The organism is Exiguobacterium sp. s102 (genome assembly GCF_018618635.1).
Lineage (GTDB): Bacteria > Bacillota > Bacilli > Exiguobacteriales > Exiguobacteriaceae > Exiguobacterium_A > Exiguobacterium_A oxidotolerans.
Genome location: NZ_JACSML010000002.1, coordinates 569230 through 590526, shown reverse-complemented (window position 1 = coordinate 590526; position 21297 = coordinate 569230). Strand labels below are relative to the sequence as shown.

The following is a 21297-nucleotide window of genomic DNA, read 5'->3' as shown; positions in this document are numbered from 1 at the left end:
ACTTCCTTCTTCAAAAAGTATAGCATATGACCGCTTCATACGGTCTTAAAAGTGATGATGGTTGCTCGTGTGTCGCACAAAGTACACGTTCGATTTCAAAGGGATGTTTTACTTCCTGATCCGTCAGATTCACTAGAACCGTCACTGCCCGTTCCTCGGGGTCAGTTCGTTGAAAACAAAGGAGACGTTCATTCGTTTCCATCACGCAAAACTGCCCTTTCATCAGGACGGGATAGGTTTTTCGCAATCCAATCAATTGATGATACAGGAACATCAAACTGCTTTTGTCTTGTTGCTGATTTTCTACGGTTCTTCCGCTTTCTATTTCCAGTGTTCTTAACCAGGGTTCGGATTTAGAAAATCCAGATGATCCACTTTTCCATGCCATCGGAATCCGGGCATGGTCGCGTCCTTTCATCCGGACTCCTTCCAGATTATCGGATGTTTTCAAGTAATTTAATGTCTCGATATCCTTATAATCCTCCAGTTGAATCAACCCGTTCGTCATCCCGATCTCGTCACCTTGGTAAATGAAAGGCGTTCCCCTCAGACCGAACTGGAGGACCGCCAGCATCGCTGCGGCCTCCAGACTGTCAGCGTACCAACGAGAAATTGCGCGTGGTTGATCGTGGTTATTCCAAAATAAGCTGTTCCATCCACCGTCCTGCAACCGCTCCTGCCAGCTGATCAGTGTGTCTTTGAAGCGTCGTCTGGAAAACGGAGCCAGCTCCCATTTCCCTTTCCCCGTCTGTTCATCTAACGCCGTCACCTCAAAATTAAAGACCATATCAAGCAGAGATGCCTGTTGAAGTTCGATGATTTGTCCGGCGTTTAAAGCACCGGCTTCACCGACCAGCACCAATCCGGATGAATCGACACGCGACAGCAGCGTCTTCAAACCGGCTTTTACTTTATCGAAACAAAACCACTCCAAAGTGTCGACATCTTTTCCGATTAAATCGATCACGTCGAATCGAAACCCCTTGACGCCCTGCTTTACCCAATATGACAGGACTTCGGCTAATTCTTTCCCCATTTGTTCCTGTTCCCAATTCAAGTCCGGTTGTTCCGGTGCAAATGAATGAAAGTAGTATTGTTTACGGATCGGAGAATACGTCCAGGCACTGCCTCCAAAAAATGAGTTCATCGCATTCGGCTTGTCCCGCCAAATATAATACTCTCCGTACGGACCGGACGGGTCCAGTTCAGATGCTTTAAACCACTCATGTGTATGGGAAGTGTGGTTCGCGACAATGTCCATCATGACACCTATCTGCCGTGCTTTCGCGTCTTTCAATAAGAACGTCATGTCTGCGCGTGTTCCGAAAATCGGGTCAATATCATAATAGTCGCTGATATCGTACCCGTTATCAAAACCCGGTGAACGATAGACAGGACCGAGCCAGATGAGGTCCACCCCTAACCAGGACAAATAATCCAACCGACTGCGAATCCCGTTCAAATCACCAATGCCGTCGTCATTGGAATCTTGAAAACTTTTTGGATAGATGTGATAGATAATCTTATTTTGAATATGTGTTTTCATGATTTACCTCCCAAAAAAAGGAAGACGCATTGCGTCATCCCTCCACTGTAATGATGATTTGGTTGATGTCCCCGGTCGTCTGCTCCAGTTCTTCTCGCGAGACACGGCGTCCGGATGTCCGGTAAGGGTTCAATACGGACGTTCCGATTAATTCTTGTCCGTTACATGCAATGGAAAACGACTTCCCTTGTTTAATTTGAATCTGATAAGGAGTTCCAAAGAGATGCAGCGAAAACTCGACCGGCTCCGAGACAACGGGATCAAATTCCAATTCGTCTTCATGTATACGAATACCTAAGACATGTGACAGTAATTGATTAAACCAGATACCTGGACCGCTGGAGTAAATGCGCCAGCCTCCCTTGACAGCAACACTGCCTTCTTTTAAACGATTAAACTGGTCTTGAGCTTCGTAGCGGGTCTTAAAGTCTCCGTCTGAACTGCTGAAATACGCATTTCGTTGTCGTAAAGCTGCATTTGGAACGGCAGTCATCGAAACCGGATTAATCACTTCAAGTGCAGTGACCGTCTCAGCCGACCGACCGAGTTTTGTTAATGCTTCGATATATCGGATATGCGCATGGACATACTGAAGACCGATTTCCCGTCCGAAATTGGCAGCTTGTTCCGCCCGCATAAAATGATGACTGATGCCGCCGCGATATGCAGCCGGCTTATCCATCAAACGAACGCCATCCGGAAACTTCAGGTGTTCGGCAATCAGCGACATGTTTTGATTCGCCTGTTCTTTTGAAACCAGTTCACTGATAATACTCCGTGTCATGGGCAGGAGTCGATACTTCATCCGGAGAGTCTCATCGGACGGATGAATCATCGGTTGGTAGCCTTGATCCGTCACATGAAGAAAACCCGGTATCACGTCATCAAGAATCATCTCTTTTTCGAATTGGCGTTTGATTTCTGCACTGAGTCGTTCCAGTTTCAAACTGAGCGGCTGTATGCTTGAGAGCGCACTCGACAGTTGATCCATCATCTGATAGGTCAGGGCGACCGTCCATGTACTGATCAAATTGCGTTTCAATTCCTCATCCGCCGGCTGCAACGTGTCGTCCCAGTCACCTCCACCGTAAGCTGAAAACACGGAATCTCCTACGAAATCGTCCTCGATTTTCTGAATCGCCTGTTCAATATGATGTATCAATGACTTCTCGCTGACGACCTCGCCTGTTTTGTTACGAAACGGAATGATTTCTTCCAAACAGGAGAGGTCGTTTGTTCGAATCAAGTAATCGGAGACAGCTTTAAGCGGCCAGACAATGACATCCCCGTGACTGTCTTCCTGCTGAATCCCTTCGTATTCATCGAACATAAACCATTGCGGCCAGTCCCCTGCTTCAAACTGATGTGAAAAGATGGTCAACACGAGCGCACGGGCTTCCTCAAAATGACCCGTTGCCAACAAAAATTCCATTGGACCTTGCGAGACATCACGCGTTCCCCAGGCTGCACCACCATACTGTTCCAACCCATGCGGTGATTGATAATGAATCCGCATATTTTGTACATACCATCGCACCTGCATGTCCATCGCCTGCCATTTATCGGCTTCGCTTTCAAAATGAAGACCGTTTCGGTAACGGTTCATCCAGACGTCATACAAACGCTTTTCCTCTTGTTCTTCGAAGGCAAGCCGGTCCTTCCCTACACCAAGGCGAAGTGTCAGTATGTTCGTTTCATCAAATTGCATCCAGATCAAATCATCCTCGAAGTCCCGGTCAAAACCGTCTGATGATTGTCGGATCGTAAACTGTTGATCGGCTTCGATCGTATACGTCAAATCCGGCAAGTGTGCCGAACTGTCCGCATCGGGATCAGCCGAAAACAGCAGACGTTTGTCCTGTTGCTGCATTTGAAACGGCACTACATATTCCTGAGTGTGCATCGCAATCTGTTGACTCACCTTAAATCGAAGCGGCTGTGTACTGTTGATTGACAATTGAATCACCGGAGATTCAGCACCAATCATCGTCCGTACCGTGATGGTCTCGGAACCGATGAAGTAATGCCATACTGCCTCCTGCATTCCCATTTCAAACAGTGAGGGAAGTGTCAACAAATGATCGGTTCCTTCGTATTCGACATAAATTCGTTGGCCGGAAGTTTTCGGGATATTCAAGGGGTTGCGAATGTTCGTCATCCATTTATTGTAGTTGGTATTACCCCAGACGATATGTGAATTGAAGACCCCGTTCATGAAGACCGTCGTCGCGAGTTTGGGCGCAGCAGGCATCAGACTGCCGGCAGTCAATAAAATGTTCCCGTGGCTTCGTTCCACAAGCCGTTCCTTCTCCTGCAAGACAATGTGTCCTCCATCCGGCGTAAAGAATGACAACAATTGTCCGTCCACGTACTCTTCCAGCTGACGATTGGGATATAACTCCTGTAAACGGTCCTCAGATACTGGGTCACCGCTTAATGTGATGTTTTGAGTATGAGCGAACGGCCGGGTTATCTGTTCCCATCCTGCTGAAAGTTTCGTTCGAAGCTCCGGCATGGATCCGATTGTGTCTTCAGATAAGGCTTCTTCAAGATGCGGAGCAATCCGCAGTTCAAACCATAACGTGTCTGTTTCGGACAGATCGAGTTCTCTCGTCCGGATGGTCGGTAAGGCAAACTCATACTGGTAAATGCGGGACGCCAGCCGTCCATTTAACCCTTCCGGACGATTCGTCTTTCGGTAGTCCGTTCCGTAGACATCGAATCCGTCTGTCGCATACTCTGCAATGTCTTCAGAACACGCCATCAGAACACCTGGGAACCCCGTTGACTGTTGTTGGTTTTGCCGTGCTAAAAGAACCGAATCGTATTTAGCATAGTCGATGTACTGTGCCATATAAGCTTCATTCGTTCTGACACCCTCCTCATCGGCGAGACCGAGATCCTGCACATACGTCACGTCATACCGTCCCTCACCGTCAAACGATAGATCAAACCGAAGTCCGTCCGAGTGTACAAGTGCAGTCACCGTGTAAGTGAAATCGCCATGATTTCCAGACCAACGAATGTGGGAGTCCGACAATTCAAACGTGCTGGGTGAAGCGATTCCGAGTAACGGCAGTGCTTCGCCGCCATTGAAGCGGACATAAAAGTTCATCAAGGAACCGTCCAGCGGATGATGAATCAGCTGATTGATCATCAATTGACCGTATTTAAGTTGTTGGATATCTCCGAACGGAGTCAGCGTGACCAACGTTTCACCTTGCTGAAGTTGAAGTTTTTTCGTCATCATGTTCATGTTGAATCTCCTTTACGACTCGATTTAATGCAAATTCAGCAGATAATCCTTCCGTGCTGCTTGGTCCGACAAACAGCGTGAAGTATCCGTCGTCCGCACGGCGGCTTCCGTCCGGATGCAGATAAGCCAGCATATCCAAACTGATCGTCAACTCGACCTCGATGCTCGTCCCCGGTGCAATCGTCACTCGATTAAACCCTCTTAACTGTTTGACTGGACGCGACACTTCTGCTACCTGATCCTGAATGTACCATTGGATGATTTCATCACCTTCCACCGTACTCGTATTGCTCACTTTAACGGTAGCGGTGATGTCCCCGTGCCCACAATCACGATGTGACAAGGTTAATTGCTCATAGTCAAACTGCGCATAACTCATTCCAAAACCGAACGGGAACAACGCTTCGTTTGGTGCATCTAAATATTTGCTCGTGTAACGCATATCTGCATTTTCAATATCTGCCGGGCGTCCTGTCCGCAAGGCATCATAACGAAGCGGCATTTGACCGACGTGATGTGGGAATGACATCGTCAGCTTGGCAGAGGGTGATTGATGACCATATAAGAGATTGTAGACCGCATGTCCTGTTTCCGTTCCCGGATACCACGCTTCGAGAATGGCCGTAGAATAACGTTCGACTTCACGTAAATCAAGTGGACGTCCATTAAAGAGTACTGTAACGATTGGAATATTTAACGCGGCTAATTTTCGTAATCCATCCACTTGTGTCTTTGGTAAACGAATATCCGTTTTGCTGCCCGCTTCACCGCTCATCCAAGAAGCTTCACCTAACGCGAGGACGATCACCTCTGCTTGCCGTGCCGTTTCGACTGCCACCTCCCAATCGATTTCCTCTTCTACATCAGAACCCGGACTATACGAGAACGGTATCCCCTTCTCCCGAAATGCTTGTATCAACGGAATGGCTTCTTCCGTTTTCCCGCTTTCGGCCCAAGGACCAAGAACATCAGTCGAGGTGATAAAAGGTCCAATCAAAGCAATCTTTTGATTCGAAAGCGGCAAAATATCCTCATTTTTCAATAAAACAATACTCTTTTCAGCCAATTCCCGAGCATGAGCACGATGTTCTGGTGCGAGATGGACCGCTTTCTCCGTCATCGTCTCGATTCCCCGGTATGGATGCTCAAATAAGCCGAGTTCATCTTTTAATCTTAAAATGCGTAAAACAGCTTCATCCAACTTACCGACTGAGATTCTCTTTTGTTCAATCGCTTCTTCTAAGTGATTGAGGTATGCTCCTGACATCATATCGATATCGACACCTGCCTCCATCGCCAATCGACCGGCGTCCGCCAAGGATTCTGCTACACCATGAAAGATGACTTCTTTGATTGACGACCAATCCGATATCGTCACACCGTCAAACGCCCACTCTTTCCGGAGAATGTCCCGTAGCAGATAGGTACTGACAGTCGCTGGAATACCGTCTACGACGTTGAAGCTTGTCATGACCAGTTTGGCACCTTCGTCCAACGCACGTTTGTAGGCCGGCAAATAAAATTCCCGTAACTCGCGGTCGGACATATCAACCGTATTGTAATCACGTCCGCCTTCAGGGGCACCATAAGCAGCAAAGTGTTTGACACATGCTGCGAGGGTTCCTTCATTTTTTAAATCCGTTCCTTGATACCCTCTGACGAATGCCGCTGCCATTTCTCCGTTCAGCCAAACGTCTTCGCCTGTCGCTTCCATGACGCGACCCCATCGAGCATCACGTGTCAAGTCAGCCATTGGTGAAAAGGTGACGTGTAATCCGGAAACCGTTGCTTCGAATGCCGATTGTCTTGCCATTTGTTCGATTGCCTCTATGTCCCAAGACGAAGCCATCGCAAGAGGAACGGGATAGATTGTCCGATGACCGTGAATGATATCTGCCATGAATAGTAAAGGAATTTGTAATCGATTGTGTTCTAAGTATTGGGATTGGATGTAACGTGCTTGCGCAGCATTGTTTATCCCGATGACCGAACCAATCTCCCATCGATTTTCGCTTGTGATACCACTTTCTTTCATCAATTGCGCGACCGGTCCAGTGATGACGTCTTCATGATCGTCGCTATATACGGACGGTAAAATTTGAATCAACTGTCCGATTTTTTCTTGAAGCGTCATCTGCTTGATTAAATGTTCCACGTTCATCTCATCCCGCCCTTTTTAGAAAAATTGTTATTTTGTCGAAACGTTTCACCTGTTATTTAAAATTATAAGCGCTTACATTAAAAGGCGCAACCTTTTTATCGAAACGTTTCGAAAGATTACTTAATTGTTCTTATAAAAAAGAAGTTTCCCTTTTCATCTCAAATAAAAGCAACGCTACACATCAGTTTTGAGATGTGATTTTTCTTATTTTTTCTCCGTATACATAAAGTACAATTTGATCGACTGTTTGTCTCGTTATCCCTCTTTACTTCATTCACGGTCATCCGTCCTTTCTTTATTAAGACAATTATTTTATTGTTTCATCATCTGTTAACTTGTTTGCACAACAACGGGCAAATCCCAAATGGATTTGCCCGTTGCTTTGATTTTCTTCTATACCACGTCGTGTGCGACCGAAGCGACACACCACTTGTCTTTTAATTGTTCGATTCGTTGTTTTCCTTCATAGGAGTTCATCCAAAGATTCATGACATCCAGGACTTCCGTTTGCCGATCTTGAATGAGATAACTTTTTTCGGCCGGAATCCATTTTTCCTTAATTTTCGGGGCACCTAACCGGACATCAAGCGATGCGTAATAAATCGCTTCGACGGTATCCGTGATCATGACATCCACTTCTCCCGTCGCGACTGCCGCCGGAATCGCCAAATTATCCGCATACATAACGATATGCGCCTGATCGAACGTCTGCCGGACAAACTGTTCATTTGTACCGCCCGGATTCAGGCCGATTGTCACATCGGGACGATTGATTGTTTCGATTGACGTCAATACATCGAGATCGGAAGCGCGGACAAGAGGTGTCTTTTGAAACGATAGATAGCTTTTCGTGAAGTCGCCGACGATCTCCCGTTCGATGTTCTTCGTGACGCCGCCAACGACCATATGGAATTTCCCGGCACGTAAGTCACGTGTCAGCGTCCCCCATGTCGTCGGGACGAATTCGACTTCCAGTCCGGCTTTCTCGGCAAACGAGCGGATGACGTCGATATCGAACCCTTCATATTGATTCGTCTGACGGTTCAAGTACGTAAACGGTTTATAATCTCCGGTCGTTCCGACGACGATCTTTTTCGTCGTGAAGACGTTTTGTTTCCCGACACTGAACGGACCGGTGATATCTTTTAATCGTGTTGCTGCCAATAGACCAGAAAGCAACAGACTTCCTCCAAGTGCTAATCCTCTTTTATTCACTCTGCTCGCTTCCTCTCTCTGTCTGACGCTTTTTTCTGTGTAATACTCAAAACAGTATCATATTGCGTTATGTTATCCAAGATTTTTTTGATTATTTCGTCAAATCGGTTCCATTCGATGCGTTGTGCCAAGCCCTCTCGATTGCATTCCGGCTTACCGTTCTTCCATAATAAAAAAGAATCAATTAGCGAAATGGAGGAATGTAAGATGAGTAAAGTATTCATTATCGGAGCGAACGGGAAAGTAGGACGGCACGTCGCCAAACAATTGAGTGACTCAACTCATGAAGTCCGCGTCGGTCTGCGGTCACCTGACCAGTTTTCTGACTTTGAAGCACTCGGACTGACTCCTGTCCTGCTTGATCTCGAGCAGAACATGGCATCGATCCAGGACGCACTCGGAGATAGCGACGTCGTCATCTTCACAGCGGGATCCGGCGGACACACCGGTGCCGATAAGACGATGTTGATTGACTTAGACGGTGCCGCTAAATCAATCGCGGCAGCAGAGCAACAAGAAGCGAAACAATTCATCATGGTCAGTGCCTTGAACGCCGACTCGCCGGAAACTTGGTCTGACAGCATGAAACCGTATTATGTCGCAAAACACTATGCCGACCGGTTGTTACGTGACAGCAAACTCAACTATACGATTTTGCGTCCCGGCGGTTTATCAGACGATGCCGGAACAGGTGCCGTCACGACCGACCCGTCTGATGCGGATACAAAATCGATTGCCCGTGAAGATGTCGCAGCCGTCATCGTTGCTTCAATCGGACAAGAAACGGCATCCCGTCAAACAATTACACTCCTCGAAGGCGATACACCCATCGCTGACGTATTTGCATAAAACGAAAAACGAGCGACCCCGATTCCGGAGGTCGCTCGTTTTTTCATGACGCTTGTTTCACTTCAACGATGTGTGCTTGTTCGCGACGGATTGCCGTTACAATCAACGTAACGCCTAACGTCACAATTAAGATCATTACCAGGTTAAAGGCATACTTCGAGATATCTCCATCAAAGTAAATTAATCGTGTCAGTCCTGCGACTGCATTCGGGACGGGAAGAAACTGACCGAGCAACTGATAGAACGGTGCGAGCATCGATGGTGGCACGATATTTCCTACCGTCATCAACTGGAACGGAATCAACGCGACGTTGACGAGCGGCGCGATCGGTCCAAATATCGCAAAGTTCATTTGCGTGACACTGATACAGGCTGCTGTTAATAAGACTTGGAATCCCCAGACTTTTAAAAAGGATGCTGCACTATCCGAGAACAAGAAGGCAATCGTCACCATGACGAGTGGAACGACGACAAGAACGATGCCATGCAACAATTGTTTACTCCAAAAGAGCGACCACTTTTGATGTTGCTTCTGAAGAGTTTGTGTCACGAGATTAAACTGAATCCCCATCGTCATGACAGCGATGTAAATGACGAAGCCAAGGATGATCGGTAACATCGACGTCGAGAATTCTGACACGTGATGTTCGATGATGATATCGGATGTGAACGGGACGTCTCCATTCAGTTGATTGACGATTTGTCCCGCTCCCTGTTTCAAGATTCCATTAGCAAACTCTGCATTGGCCTGATTGACATGGAACGTCAAGCGCTGTTCATTCGTCAAATCCGCGACGAGGACCATTTCGACATCCCCCTGGTCGAGTTGCTTCAGTCCGGCTTCTGTTGAATTGACTTGCAAGACGGTAAATGGACTTTCAGCTTTAAACTGTTGATAGAAATCTGCCGAGCCTTGATCCGCTACGACCGCGACGCGTAATTGATCCAGTCGTTCCGTCGCACCCTGGTACCCTGTCATCCAGACGACCAGGAAGAGAACCGGTACGACGAGGGCGAACATCAGCCCGACTTTTGTTTGTGTGATTGCAAATACGTCTTTCATTGTCTTCATTTTTTGTATCCCCTTTTTATATGCATTGCTTATAATAGCATGTGCAACTATTAAACCAAAAAAGAAAACCACTCACGTCACATTTTTGTGAATGGTTTCAAGCGTCCGAATGAACTGTTCAATCTCCGCTTTCGTCAGCCCTTGAAACGCTTGTTCTTGCAACGCATCAAGCGTCGGTTCAAGCAATTCAAGCACGTGGACACCCTCTTTTGTTGTCAAAAGAATGAACGCACGGCGATCTCTCGGATCAGACGTTCGCATGACGAACCCTTTTTTGACAAGCTTATCAAGAATCTTCCCAACTGTCGTTTGATCCCGTTCCGTCACGAGCGCTAACTGTTTTTGGGAAACACCTTCTTGCTTATGCAATTCACTTAAGACAGAGAGTTGTTCCGGTGTCAGACCGTGCACGTCCATCCGCTTCGTCGCCGCCCGTTTAAATGAATGATAGCTGCGCGACAGCTGCATGCCAAGCGACCAATCGACTTCCTTCACATGCTTCCCCTTCTTTCCGATAAATAGTTGCACTACTTATTATTTCGACTTACTCACTATACTGGTCAGGAAGAGGAGTTGTCAATGAAATTAAAATTAAACAATCATTCCGGTTTGTCTGCAGTTTTTGCTTTATCATTGTATGTTGAATTTCGATTTTTCAACCGTTCCATTGCAGTTAACACTTTTTCTAAGTCCGAAAGATCGTGTGGTGTATTTGGCGTCGTCAAAATGTGAGCAACTCTCCGATAAGCTAATTTTTTACCATATCCCATCAAAACATAAATGGCCCGTTTAAAATCCCCGTTTTCTTCCCAGTCGACATCACCATAAATTATCCGATAGTACGCATCTCGACTATGTTGAGGTGCATCGATGTCAATATAATCGATAGGTTCTTGATGAATAGCCATGCTCTCACTTCCTTTTCATTAACGTGTCTCACTTGATTTTTTACGACGTAAACGATTTTATCGATTCGATATGCGCGTCTTTAATCATTTGATCGACTTGCGACCGTTGCTTGAGCTCCTCGTAAACGTTATCGACTTGTGCTCGTGTCAAACGATTAACCGTCGCCAGTTTATTGATGGTCCGGCGTAACTCATTCCGCTTGATGACATGGACATGGCTCGAATCGACCGTGATTTTCTTCAGTTCGCACCGTTCACTGAAGACGATCAGTGATTTAAAAACATCTGCCTCAACCATTTCAGACAAAAACTTTTGAAGACTCTTCAAGTGCTGTTCATTTTGTTTGATCGGGTTGTAGAATTTTTGCTTGAACCGATTCTTGAACATCTGTGTCCACTGGCGGTCCGCTTCTTTCCCGAAAATCCAGCCGCTGTAGTTTTTCGATTCGAGGACGTAAATCCCGCTCTCATGAATGAACGTGACGTCGATTTCCGTCAGGCCTTTCCCCCGTGCTTTTGGTACATATGTATTGATGACAAACTTTCCGTATCCGTCGATCTTTTCTAGTTGGCGTGTCGTCAAATATTCGCCCCACAGCCCTTTGTCACGGACCGCTTTGAGGAATCGTTCTTGTGTTACTTGCTTATATGTACTTCGTTCAAATGAGCGGCGCCGTAAGTAATACAGACTTGAGAGCGTCACGACGAAACCACCGAACATGACACCACCTATGAGGACTAACAACGGAATTAACGATACAATGATTTTTTCCACTTTTTTCATTCCTTTCACCTAAAAAACCTTTATTTACCACTTATTAAGAATAAACGTATTCTCATGACTTTTCCACTATTTGTTACATGGTACAATCTATGCTACGGTGAACAAAAGGAGGTGGATGCATTGATGGATGCTTTATTCACATGGTTGCCCGTCTTGTTTCTTGCCATCATCTGGCAATCGATTTCACAACAACTAGCCAAGCAACGGATCCAGCAACAGCAATTAACGAAGGAAATTAAACGTATTCAAATTCACCTTGGAATGCCGGGAGTAGATGCGGATGAGGTTAAACTCCAACATCAAGTTAAACACCTTCTTCAAGAGGATCAGATGGTGGAGGCTGTTAAACTAGTCCGAAATCAACTTGGTTATTCATTACTCGAAGCTAAGCAGTATGTCGATTCTCTTCATTTTGATTCATCAAACTAAAAAGACAGGCAAACCTTCCCTAAGTGAGTGGAAAGTTTGCCTGTTTAATTCGGTGGATAAATTATTTGCTTTACTTCAATCATAGTCATAATTTAAACATCATTATGAATTATATCCAAATGACAACGTGCTGACGATGAAACCAATCGTCGCAAAGATGAAAAACGTACAACACATCGTCAACAGAACCAACAACGGTTTTGGCAGCTGAACTTTTACTTTCCAAATTGCCACGAGGAGCAGGGCGTTCAGGAGCAGGAATCCGAATAAAAATGCAAATAGACCGAGCCGTTCCTTCATCATGAAGATTAAATCCATGTCATTCTTCCCTTCTTCGATTTGTCAGTCAAACGCGTTAGCGATTACTTTCTTCAACCTATCCATTGTTACAAAAACATCCAAAAATGACAACGCGATTGATTCTTTCCAAGCAAATGATAGACTTCCTTATATGTCAAAACCCGACCATTCTTATAAGCTTATAAATGTTTGCGTTAAATCAGGACGAGTCTTTTTAAACTTGTAATTGCGCGTGTCTTATTCCCTAACAAGATTCAAAGCGCTCGTTTTGCTTCTTGTGAAAAGTGAGCTCATCGGCTATTCGATTGAAGCGGGATGGAAACGTCCATTCTCGACTCCTATGGGAAAAAGAAGCGCGGTTCGCGCTTCTGTCAGGAATAGGTAAGACCCGGCATGCGAGCATGAAATGCGGGATGCCGCGGCTTACCTTCCGCCCGTGGAAAGCGAGGATGACGGAAACATCCGTTTCAAGGATTTATCTGGGGATAATTTATGGATCAACCCTGCCGCCTTGCGCCTCGCCCGAGGAAAGCACGGGAAGAAAAAAGCATTTACCCAGCAACGCTCTATCAAAAAAAACATCGTCCCCGTCAAAACGGAAACGATGCGTTAAACAGAATTTAGTCACGAGCCGCTAAACGATACAACAAATCAAGCAACTCGATGTACAGCCAGATGATTGTCACGATCAAACCGAATGCGGCGACCCATTCCATCGACTTCGGTGCCCGTGCCTCGACTTGGCGCGAGATGAAGTCGAAGTCCATCACGAGTGACAGCGAGGCGACGATGACGATGACGAACTGAATCCCGATCGCGAGTGGCGAGCTGCCTGTCATGAACGGAAGGTCGACACCGAACAAGGCGAGCAACAAGTTCACGCCGTATAAGACGAGAATCGACAGAATCGCTGCCGTGACAGCCGAACGGAACCGTTGTGTCACTTTAATCATGCCGGTCGTATAGACGAACCACATCGCGAACGATACGACGAACGTCGCGACGACTGCTTTTCCGACAATGCCTGGGTACATGCTTTCGAACATCAAGGAAATCGCTCCGACTGCGACCCCTTCGACCAGCGCATAGACGGGCGACAGGACAGGTGCTGTTTGAGGTTTAAAGGTGATGACGAGAGCAAGGATCAGTCCAAGGACAATCCCGCCAATCAAAGCCGGGAATAAAAATTGCGGATTCGCGGCTAAAAAGAACCATGTTCCTCCGGCTGCTGCCGTGACGAGGGCGAGCATTAAGAAAATCTTACTCATCGTCCCACTTTTCGTCATCGACCGTTCGCCAGCCCGTGCCGTCTCAAAACCTCGGCGCAGCGCTGGGTTAACTTTAAATCGTGATGCCATCTTGCGTTCACTCCTTTTAATTTCTCTGTGTCTTATTACGAATCGTTCCCGAAAATGTTTCAGCTTAACCAGCTATTTAAAGCACTCAGCTGGAACATGACGACGGGAATTGATTCTTTGGCAGAAACGAGGTGCGACGTCGCACGACCGATTTTTCCGCTCGTGACGAACGGTTCGTCCGTGAACCCTTCGCCAATCGGACCGAATGGGTCACTATCAATCAAGCGGTGCCAATAGTGAACGAATACTTCGTCATCGCCTTGTTTGATTTTACACCCGCTCTCAATGTCCGGACGCTCAATCCCGTATTCGGCATAATGCCAGACCGTCGTCGCATCCCACGGTGAGCCGATATGCAGAATCTGACCGTCCGCCTCGATGAACCGTTCAATCGGTGAGCCGGGACCGAATCCGTTCTCGAGCGTGTGGTCCGCGACGAACTCGGCCGCATCTTTCCCCCAGGCTGCGACCGACCACATCGGGTGGTCGCTGCGTTCGACATCCGGAAATGTCCGGAACAACTCCGGCACTTTGCCGACGCTCCGCGTCGGCGTCTTCCGTTTATCATACGCCGGCATTTCTTGACGGACCGTCTCCCACCACTCCTCCGGTACCGCAGGACGACTCCAGTTTTTCGGGTCCGAGTTATCGGTACTTTGTGTCGCCATCATGATCAAGCCCGTCTCGGTGACGACTTCCTGGACGGCTTCGATGACCGCTTGCGCCCCGCCCGGAACCCAGCCGATCTGTTTCATCGCACTGTGCACGAACACTTTCATCCCTGGTTCGACCCCGAGCTGTTTCAGGTCGCGGATTAAATCCGACTTCGTTACCATTTGATTGACTTCCATCCGTCTCACTCCTTATTCAACGACAAGCTGTATCGTCGAGCCTGTTTTTCCTTGCGTGACTTCAATTTTAGCATCAACGCGTGACTTCAGCTCCTGGACGTGACTGATGATCCCGACCATCCGTCCGCTCGCTTGAATCGACAGTAACGTCTCGATCGCTTGTTCGAGCGACTCAGGGTCGAGTGTCCCGAATCCTTCATCGATGAACATCGTCTCAAGGGAAACGCCGCCACTCGCTTCTTGGACGACTTCCGAGAGACCAAGCGCGAGCGCAAGCGACGCTTTAAAGCTTTCGCCACCGGACAATGTTTTGACATGCCGTGTCTGTGACGTATAAGCATCAAAAACATTCAGGTCGAGGCCATACTTCTTCAAGCCTTTACCGGCTTCCGTCTTCCGCTCGAGCTGGAAGCGACCTGACGTCATCTCCGTCAAATGGCGGTTCGCCGCCTGGAGAATCTCATCGAAGTACGCCGTCTGGACGTAGGTTTCGAACGTCATCCGTTGCGCATTTTCACCGACTCCAACCCGTGCCAGCTCCCCGATGATCCCGTACCGGGCGTCCTCGGCTTCAATCGTTTGTTGGAGCGTCGCCCAGGCATCGATCAGCTGTTTGACATGGATGTGTTCCTTCTCGGCACCGACACGTTGGTCTGTCGCTTCCGCCAAGCGTCCTTCCGCTGTTTCGACAAGCGTCCGTAAATGCGCGAGATCCGGACATGCCGCGGCATTGATTTGTTGTTTCAAGCGTTCGAGTCCTGTCGCGACTTCCTGGCGCTTGACACGATCCGCTTCAAGCATCGCTGCGAGTTGTTGCATCTCCTGCCGGGACAATCGCGCCTGTTCGAATTGTTCTAACGTCTCAAAATGCTCTTCCGACAGGGCCTGTTCCAAGTCAGCCTTCGCTTGCGTCCGCGCTGCAACATGTGTCGTCGCCTCTTCGGTAATGTGTTGAAGGCGTCCCTGTCGTTCTGCGACTTCCCGATTGAGTTGATTTTTTTGTTGATCGACCATCGCCCGGTCGGTTTCATATTGTGTCTGTTTCGCCTGCAATGTCTGTTGTTCCTGTTCGAGAACCCCTTTCGACGCTGACGGCTCGCCTGCTTTCGTCAGCAATGCCTCAAGTCGGGCAAGCTCAAGTTCGAGTTTCCCTTGTGCCGCGAACTGCTGATCGATTTGACTCGTCAGTGTCTCAAGTTCTGTTTCGAGCGTCCGCAAGCGTTGTTCGAGCTGACGTTTTTTATCTTGTTGCTGTTTTTGTTCTGCTTCTGCTGCGACGAGGCGGTTGATTTCCGTCCGAATCAGATCGAGTTCCGTCGGCAGCGTCTGTTCTTGCCCGAGTATTGCGATATCGTGCTCGAGTTGTCGTTTCCGTTCGACGATTGTCCGGTACGTCGCCTGTAATTCCTGGTGGGCCGTCTGCGCTTTTAAATACAGCTGATGCAACGCTTCGACGTCATCCAGCTGTGTCTTCACCGCTGGTTCCGGGTGCTCACGGCTCCCGCAAACGGGACACGCTTCCCCGTCGTGCAGATGTTCAGCAAGCTCGGACGCGAGTTGCATCCGTTCTTTTCGCCGCCCTTCCGCATAGGCCGCTTCCGCTTCATCCTTTTCTTTCCGGACACGGGTCCCGCGTTCAATCAATTGTTGCCGTTCCGTTTCACTCCGTTGCCACTCGAGCCGCTTTTGTTCGAGAGTCTGAAGGCTGAAGCGCCGTTCCTGCAACGTCAGTTGCGTGTCCGAGACGTCAGCCAGTGCCGCGAGTTCTGCTTGGATGCGGGTCCGTTCCGCACGTTTGGTCTCACGCTCTGTCAGTAATGCTTGCGGGTTCAGGCGTGCGACGTCCTCCGCTAAACTTTTTTGTTTTTGTTGCAGGTGTTCCTGTTCGCGCAGTTGCTTCAATTCCGTCTCGATTTGGTCGATCCGTCGGGCCCCGTCACGAATTTCTTGTTCGCGACTCGCTAACTGTTCCGCTTGACCGGTGATTTGGTCAAGACGTCCTTGCAACGTCGTCAGTTCTGACGTCAATTGCGTTTGCGCCGTCTCCAGGCGGACGACCGTCTGCTGCTCTGACAAGAAGGCATCGTATCGTCCCGTGATGGCCGCGGCACGTGTCGCAATCTCATACCGGTTCGCTTGTCGCGTGATGTCGGGTAACGTCACGGCGAGTTCTTGCTCGAGTCGCGACAGCCGTTCATGTTCGACGAAGGCATGTTCGAGTTGTTCCGCCTGGCGGAAGCGTTCGCTAACCTGATTGACGTCTTGACGCACCTGCTGTTCGACTGTTTTGGCGGCAGTGATCGTTTCATCGAGCGACGCTAACAATTCATCCGTCACGCTCCGGATCGTCGTCTCATTTTGATTGACCCAATCAACTTCTAACGGCAATTCCTCCAGTTTTGCGAGCTGTTTCGTTTTTGTCTCTTTGATTGCTGCAGCAAGATCGAGTGCTTTCCGGTGCAAGCGTTGCTGGAACTCACCGTACTGCTCCGTCTTGAACAGTTGCTTCAGGATTTGCAGTTTGTCTTTTGATTCCGCCATCAACAGCTCCCGGAATTTATTTTGCGGCAACAGCAAAATTTGCGAAAACTGTTTATGGTCGAGCTGCAAGAGACTTTGAACCCGTTGCTTGACTTCGGGGATTTTGACGGCGAGCGGTTGCCACGCCGTCCCGTCGAACCGTGCCAGTTCTGCCTCGTGCGCATAGTCCGTTTTGTTGACGGGATGCGGTTGGCTCGGTTGGCGAATCACACGATAGCGTTCACCTTTCAGTAAAAATTCCAGTTCGACTTCCGTTTTGACATCAGGGCGCGCGAAATGACTCCGTAAATCCGTCATCTCCCGTTCGCCGCCTGACGTCTCCCCGTAAAGGGCAAACGTCAAGGCATCAAAAATCGTCGTTTTGCCGGCTCCCGTATTACCGGAAATGACGAACATCGTCCGTCCGGCGAGTGCCGTGAAATCAATCGTCTGTTCTTCTGCGAACGGGCCGAACGCCCGTAAGGTCAATCGTTCTGGCCGCATGTCGCTTCCTCCTCTAGGACGGTCTGCATCGCATCCGTCGGTCGTTTTTCCCGGACTGCTTCATAAAATTCACTGAATAAATCGGTTAGCGTCGCCGTCTTGACCTGGTCGCGCGATGCTTGGACGGATCGTGCGCTTTCCCTAGTAAAACCGGTCCGCTCAAGATGCAGGATGTTCGGATAAACTTTTTTCAGCTTACCCATCGGATCAATCAACGCTTCCGCGTCCGTCAGGTTGATTTTGATGTAGTCGTCCGTCGATTGTGTCGCGACGAACGTCGGATCCATCAGTTCGGCAAGCGTTCCCGTCAACTCCCGTAAATCACGCCGCGGAGCAATCGGTTCAAAGCGACGATCAAACGTTCCTGCATCATTGAGCGTCAGGATATCGACGCCTTTGACGTGACTCGCTTCCGAAAAGGAATACTTTAAAAGTGATCCACTGTACCGGATCGTCTCGGAACGGATCGCGAGCGGGTTATGTAGGTGACCGAGTGCCGTGTAAGTGAACGGCGCAAACGTACTGGCACTGATTTGCCCTGCCGTCCCGACCGACAGTTGACGCTCCGAGTCGGTCTCGAGTCCACCGATGACGAAGGCATGACCGACGAGGACGCTTGGTCCTGTAATCGTTAAGGGTTCGATGATTTTTCGCATCGCTTCGTCATGATTCCGAATCGTGTCGTCCTGATAGACGTAACGGACGATCGCCGGATCTGCGAACGGGACCGGATAAAACTTGACGCCTTTAATCTCGATCGGCTCAATCACCGGTGTTAATTTACCGGCGAGATGCAGACCTGACCGTTCGAGCAGGGTCGTCGCGAAACTGAGCCGTTCCGCCGAATCGTGGTTACCGCTGATCGCGATGACCGGAATCCCGCGATCGAGGACGATGTCCGCGAGTGTCGCGTCGAGCAGTTCGACCGCCTCGGTCGGTGGGACGGCGCGATCATATAAGTCGCCCGCAATGACCACCGCGTCCGGGCGTTCCCGGTCGAGTAACGCTAAAAATGCTTCGAGCGCGGCGCGTTGATTTTCAATCATCGATTCGCCGTGGACGATTTTTCCTAAATGCCAATCCGCTGTATGAATCCATTTCATGTTTCCTCACCCTCACTTTACTAATATATTAAGTCCAGTTTAACACGTCTGAAACGATCAAGACGACTCTCGTCCGCACATACGTTTCGAACCGGCATGCGTCTATAATCAAAAAAAAAGACAGTAAAGACCGGACGCGACCGGACCTTACTATCCTTTACATTCCATGCATTCATTTCCTTAATGTTTGTGCCGCAACCGCTTGACAGAAGTGATGATGGAGACGGATCCTCCGATGATAGCACCGACTACAATTCCTGTCGTGAATTTTGAGCTCTGATGTTTGTTCGGTATATGGGCTGTGTGTTGTTGTTCGAAAACTTGGGCAAGAGGGGACGCGTCTGGTTCAACTTCGATCAGATGATTGGCATGTGCTTCAACATCTTCCCGTCGTTCGACGCTACAAGGTGACAGATAGAACGGATTTAAGTTCGTCCGGTACCGATCTGGATTCCAATTCGCCTGCTGAACCGGTTCAGCTGTCTGTTCTGTCCGCTTCGTCTGGTCCGATGATTGGACCACTTTATCGAATTCTTGTTTCATCCTAATCACTCCTCTTCGCTTTCAGTCTACCTAAAACGCCATTTTGTGTCTTGAAGTCTTATTTACCTCTTTTCAAAACATCTAAAACATATATTTTGAATGTTAGTTTGATTTTTTTATGACTTTTTAACCGAAAAAGGCGTGATAGAGCTGTTTTGCACGGACGAGTTCCTGTTCCCCGTGAATCAGGACGCGTCCGTCACGAAAGGCGACGAATCGATGCGTCTCCGTCTTAAAACTGAGCAAGTACGGATTTTTCGCGACGATACTGACAACCGGGCTCAGATTCTGTTCAAGACGTTCTAAGTCACGCGCCTCATCTCCACGGACCTGGACGGCGTCGCGTCCACACAATGTTGTAAATTGCACCGGCATGTGCGTCAAATACGGATAGGTCCGGTTCTTTCCGCAGGACGGGCATGATGCCTTCTTCAAAGACGCGACATTGATGCGGCTCTGTTCATTCGTCCAGACGTCGAACGCGAGCAATTCCCGCCGTAACGCGTCCGTCGCACCGACGAGGAGCTTCAAGGCTTCCGCGACTTGATACGCGGCGACGAGTTGAATCGCCGGACCAATCACACCCGCCGTCTCGCACGTCGCTTGCCCGCGTGGTAAATGTTCGAGCAAACAATGCAGGCACGGGGTCTCGTCCGGGAGGACCGTATAGGTCATGCCGTAACTCCCGACGCAGCCGCCGTAAATCCACGGAATCTTGTGTTGCGCCGCCACATCATTGATCAGCATCCGGATATCGAAGTGATCGGTTGCGTCAAGAATCAAATCGACACCAGGAATCAATTGCGGTAATTCGTAACGCGTGACATCGGTGACGTGGGCTATAATCTCGACTTCCTGATTGATGGCATTTAAGCGGCGCTCCGCCGCGATCGCTTTCGGGACATGCTGCGCGGCATCGTCCTCCGTGTAAAGGTGCTGCCGCTGGAGATTGCTCCACTCGACGTAATCACGGTCGACGATCGTCAGCTTGCCGATTCCGGCACGGACGAGTTGTTCGGCACTTGCCGTTCCGAGTGCGCCCATGCCGATGAGGAGAACATGTTTTTTTGTCAGCTCATCTTGTCCCGCCTGACCGATCGGCCGAAACCGGATTTGCCGTGAATAACGATCCGTCATCGACTCATCCCTGTCTCGGGACTACTCGCCGTCGCGTACCGTTTCTTTTCGATCCGTCCCGCTTCAAAGCCAAGTCGTCCCGCTTCGACGGCAAGCTTCATCGCTCGCGCCATCTTGACCGGGTCTTTCGCATGGGCGACGGCCGAATTAAGTAAGACGGCGTCTGCACCGAGTTCCATTGCGTAGGCGACATCGGTCGGTGAACCGATTCCTGCATCGACGATGACCGGGACCGTCATCTGTTCGATGATGAAGCTTAAGGCCAGTGGATTAAGAATCCCTTGTCCGGATCCGATCGGGGACGCGGCAGGCATGATGGCGTGACACCCGAGTTCTTCCAGTCTTCGTGCCAACAACAGATCGTCTGACGTATACGGTAAGACGGTGAATCCTTCTTTTAATAATTCTTCCGATGCCCGCAACGTTTCGATTGGGTCCGGTAACAGCGTTTTATCACAGCCGATGACTTCAACTTTGACCATGTCGCACAGTCCGGACGCGCGGGCAAGTTTTGCCAGCCGAACCGCTTCTTCCGCTGTCTTCGCCCCCGCCGTGTTCGGTAATAAATGATACTGACTCAAATCAAGCGCCTCTAAAAAGTTCGGTTGACTCGCTTCGAAGATATCCATCCGGCGAACGGAAAAGGTCAGGATGTCTGCTCCTGATGCCTCGACTGCTTGCTGCTGTGTCGTCACGTCGGGGTATTTGCCCGTTCCGAGTAATAACCGCGACTGAAATGTCGTTTGACCAATCGTTAACAT

General features: G+C 49.0%; 18 protein-coding genes. 2 read left to right on the top strand and 16 right to left on the bottom strand.

Features of this window, described 5'->3' with window-relative positions:
- Window positions 1–10: 10 nt before the first annotated feature.
- The 4 genes from KNQ02_RS08030 to KNQ02_RS08015 form a co-directional block, all read right to left on the bottom strand.
- Window positions 11–1546 carry an alpha-amylase family glycosyl hydrolase gene (locus KNQ02_RS08030; protein ID WP_214807895.1) on the bottom strand — a complete coding sequence of 512 codons (1536 nt, stop codon included), beginning with the start codon at window positions 1544–1546 and terminating at the stop codon, window positions 11–13.
- A 34-nt stretch (window positions 1547–1580) separates the two neighbouring features.
- Window positions 1581–4802: a GH36-type glycosyl hydrolase domain-containing protein gene (locus KNQ02_RS08025; RefSeq protein WP_214807891.1), complete on the bottom strand. Its 3222-nt coding sequence runs from the start codon at window positions 4800–4802 to the stop codon at window positions 1581–1583.
- A complete protein-coding gene (locus tag KNQ02_RS08020; RefSeq protein WP_251135040.1) occupies window positions 4762–6963 on the bottom strand; it encodes a glycoside hydrolase family 3 N-terminal domain-containing protein in 2202 nt (733 codons plus the stop codon). The genes KNQ02_RS08025 and KNQ02_RS08020 overlap by 41 nt, the downstream gene beginning before the upstream one ends.
- A gap of 393 nt (window positions 6964–7356) precedes the next feature.
- The gene (locus tag KNQ02_RS08015; RefSeq protein ID WP_214807888.1) at window positions 7357–8178 is read right to left on the bottom strand and encodes a transporter substrate-binding domain-containing protein; all 822 of its coding nucleotides are present in this window, start codon (window positions 8176–8178) and stop codon (window positions 7357–7359) included.
- A 207-nt stretch (window positions 8179–8385) separates the two neighbouring features.
- Here KNQ02_RS08015 and KNQ02_RS08010 point away from each other — a divergent pair, with 207 nt between their 5' ends.
- Window positions 8386–9027, top strand: a complete 642-nt coding sequence (locus tag KNQ02_RS08010) for an SDR family oxidoreductase (protein ID WP_088836855.1) — start codon at window positions 8386–8388, stop codon at window positions 9025–9027.
- Window positions 9028–9070: 43 nt separating this feature from the next.
- Here the strand turns inward: KNQ02_RS08010 and KNQ02_RS08005 are convergent, their stop codons facing one another.
- The 4 genes from KNQ02_RS08005 to KNQ02_RS07990 all read right to left on the bottom strand — a co-directional run bounded on the left by KNQ02_RS08005 (window position 9071) and on the right by KNQ02_RS07990 (window position 11782).
- Window positions 9071–10099 carry an ABC transporter permease gene (locus KNQ02_RS08005; RefSeq protein WP_214807886.1) on the bottom strand — a complete coding sequence of 343 codons (1029 nt, stop codon included), beginning with the start codon at window positions 10097–10099 and terminating at the stop codon, window positions 9071–9073.
- A 72-nt stretch (window positions 10100–10171) separates the two neighbouring features.
- The gene (locus KNQ02_RS08000) at window positions 10172–10594 is read right to left on the bottom strand and encodes a MarR family winged helix-turn-helix transcriptional regulator (protein WP_088836853.1); all 423 of its coding nucleotides are present in this window, start codon (window positions 10592–10594) and stop codon (window positions 10172–10174) included.
- Window positions 10595–10698: 104 nt separating this feature from the next.
- Complete coding sequence (locus KNQ02_RS07995; protein WP_214767559.1) at window positions 10699–11007, bottom strand: hypothetical protein; 309 nt, start codon at window positions 11005–11007, stop codon at window positions 10699–10701.
- A gap of 40 nt (window positions 11008–11047) precedes the next feature.
- Window positions 11048–11782 carry a nuclease-related domain-containing protein gene (locus KNQ02_RS07990; protein ID WP_214767556.1) on the bottom strand — a complete coding sequence of 245 codons (735 nt, stop codon included), beginning with the start codon at window positions 11780–11782 and terminating at the stop codon, window positions 11048–11050.
- Between the two features lie 132 nt (window positions 11783–11914).
- Here KNQ02_RS07990 and KNQ02_RS07985 point away from each other — a divergent pair, with 132 nt between their 5' ends.
- A complete protein-coding gene (locus KNQ02_RS07985; RefSeq protein WP_088836850.1) occupies window positions 11915–12220 on the top strand; it encodes a hypothetical protein in 306 nt (101 codons plus the stop codon).
- Window positions 12221–12322: 102 nt separating this feature from the next.
- Here the strand turns inward: KNQ02_RS07985 and KNQ02_RS07980 are convergent, their stop codons facing one another.
- The 8 genes from KNQ02_RS07980 to KNQ02_RS07945 form a co-directional block, all read right to left on the bottom strand.
- Window positions 12323–12538, bottom strand: coding sequence for a hypothetical protein (locus KNQ02_RS07980; protein ID WP_214767553.1), 216 nt, complete (start codon window positions 12536–12538; stop codon window positions 12323–12325).
- Window positions 12539–13140: 602 nt separating this feature from the next.
- A complete protein-coding gene (locus KNQ02_RS07975; RefSeq protein WP_214807885.1) occupies window positions 13141–13878 on the bottom strand; it encodes a Bax inhibitor-1/YccA family protein in 738 nt (245 codons plus the stop codon).
- 59 nt (window positions 13879–13937) lie between these two features.
- Window positions 13938–14729: an AAC(3) family N-acetyltransferase gene (locus KNQ02_RS07970; protein WP_214807883.1), complete on the bottom strand. Its 792-nt coding sequence runs from the start codon at window positions 14727–14729 to the stop codon at window positions 13938–13940.
- 12 nt (window positions 14730–14741) lie between these two features.
- Entirely contained in the window at window positions 14742–17753 is a 3012-nt protein-coding gene (locus tag KNQ02_RS07965; protein ID WP_214807881.1) for an AAA family ATPase, read from the bottom strand.
- The gene (locus KNQ02_RS07960) at window positions 17735–18856 is read right to left on the bottom strand and encodes an exonuclease SbcCD subunit D (protein ID WP_214807879.1); all 1122 of its coding nucleotides are present in this window, start codon (window positions 18854–18856) and stop codon (window positions 17735–17737) included. The genes KNQ02_RS07965 and KNQ02_RS07960 overlap by 19 nt, the downstream gene beginning before the upstream one ends.
- Before the next feature lie 180 nt (window positions 18857–19036).
- A complete protein-coding gene (locus KNQ02_RS07955) occupies window positions 19037–19399 on the bottom strand; it encodes a hypothetical protein (protein ID WP_214807877.1) in 363 nt (120 codons plus the stop codon).
- Window positions 19400–19525: 126 nt separating this feature from the next.
- Window positions 19526–20536 carry a ThiF family adenylyltransferase gene (locus KNQ02_RS07950; RefSeq protein ID WP_214807875.1) on the bottom strand — a complete coding sequence of 337 codons (1011 nt, stop codon included), beginning with the start codon at window positions 20534–20536 and terminating at the stop codon, window positions 19526–19528.
- The gene (locus KNQ02_RS07945) at window positions 20533–21297 is read right to left on the bottom strand and encodes a thiazole synthase (protein WP_088836837.1); all 765 of its coding nucleotides are present in this window, start codon (window positions 21295–21297) and stop codon (window positions 20533–20535) included. The genes KNQ02_RS07950 and KNQ02_RS07945 overlap by 4 nt, the downstream gene beginning before the upstream one ends.

Bases quoted from the DNA above. Each gene is read 5' to 3' on its own strand.
- KNQ02_RS08030 (WP_214807895.1), bottom strand. From the start codon at position 1,546: ATGAAAACACATATTCAAAATAAGATTATCTATCACATCTATCCAAAA.
- KNQ02_RS08025 (WP_214807891.1), bottom strand. From the start codon at position 4,802: ATGAACATGATGACGAAAAAACTTCAACTTCAGCAAGGTGAAACGTTG.
- KNQ02_RS08020 (WP_251135040.1), bottom strand. From the start codon at position 6,963: ATGAACGTGGAACATTTAATCAAGCAGATGACGCTTCAAGAAAAAATC.
- KNQ02_RS08010 (WP_088836855.1), top strand. From the start codon at position 8,386: ATGAGTAAAGTATTCATTATCGGAGCGAACGGGAAAGTAGGACGGCAC.
- KNQ02_RS08005 (WP_214807886.1), bottom strand. From the start codon at position 10,099: ATGAAGACAATGAAAGACGTATTTGCAATCACACAAACAAAAGTCGGG.
- KNQ02_RS07995 (WP_214767559.1), bottom strand. From the start codon at position 11,007: ATGGCTATTCATCAAGAACCTATCGATTATATTGACATCGATGCACCT.
- KNQ02_RS07985 (WP_088836850.1), top strand. From the start codon at position 11,915: ATGGATGCTTTATTCACATGGTTGCCCGTCTTGTTTCTTGCCATCATC.
- KNQ02_RS07980 (WP_214767553.1), bottom strand. From the start codon at position 12,538: ATGGATTTAATCTTCATGATGAAGGAACGGCTCGGTCTATTTGCATTT.
- KNQ02_RS07975 (WP_214807885.1), bottom strand. From the start codon at position 13,878: ATGGCATCACGATTTAAAGTTAACCCAGCGCTGCGCCGAGGTTTTGAG.
- KNQ02_RS07970 (WP_214807883.1), bottom strand. From the start codon at position 14,729: ATGGAAGTCAATCAAATGGTAACGAAGTCGGATTTAATCCGCGACCTG.
- KNQ02_RS07965 (WP_214807881.1), bottom strand. From the start codon at position 17,753: ATGCGGCCAGAACGATTGACCTTACGGGCGTTCGGCCCGTTCGCAGAA.
- KNQ02_RS07960 (WP_214807879.1), bottom strand. From the start codon at position 18,856: ATGAAATGGATTCATACAGCGGATTGGCATTTAGGAAAAATCGTCCAC.
- KNQ02_RS07955 (WP_214807877.1), bottom strand. From the start codon at position 19,399: ATGAAACAAGAATTCGATAAAGTGGTCCAATCATCGGACCAGACGAAG.
- KNQ02_RS07950 (WP_214807875.1), bottom strand. From the start codon at position 20,536: ATGACGGATCGTTATTCACGGCAAATCCGGTTTCGGCCGATCGGTCAG.
- KNQ02_RS07945 (WP_088836837.1), bottom strand. From the start codon at position 21,297: ATGTTAACGATTGGTCAAACGACATTTCAGTCGCGGTTATTACTCGGA.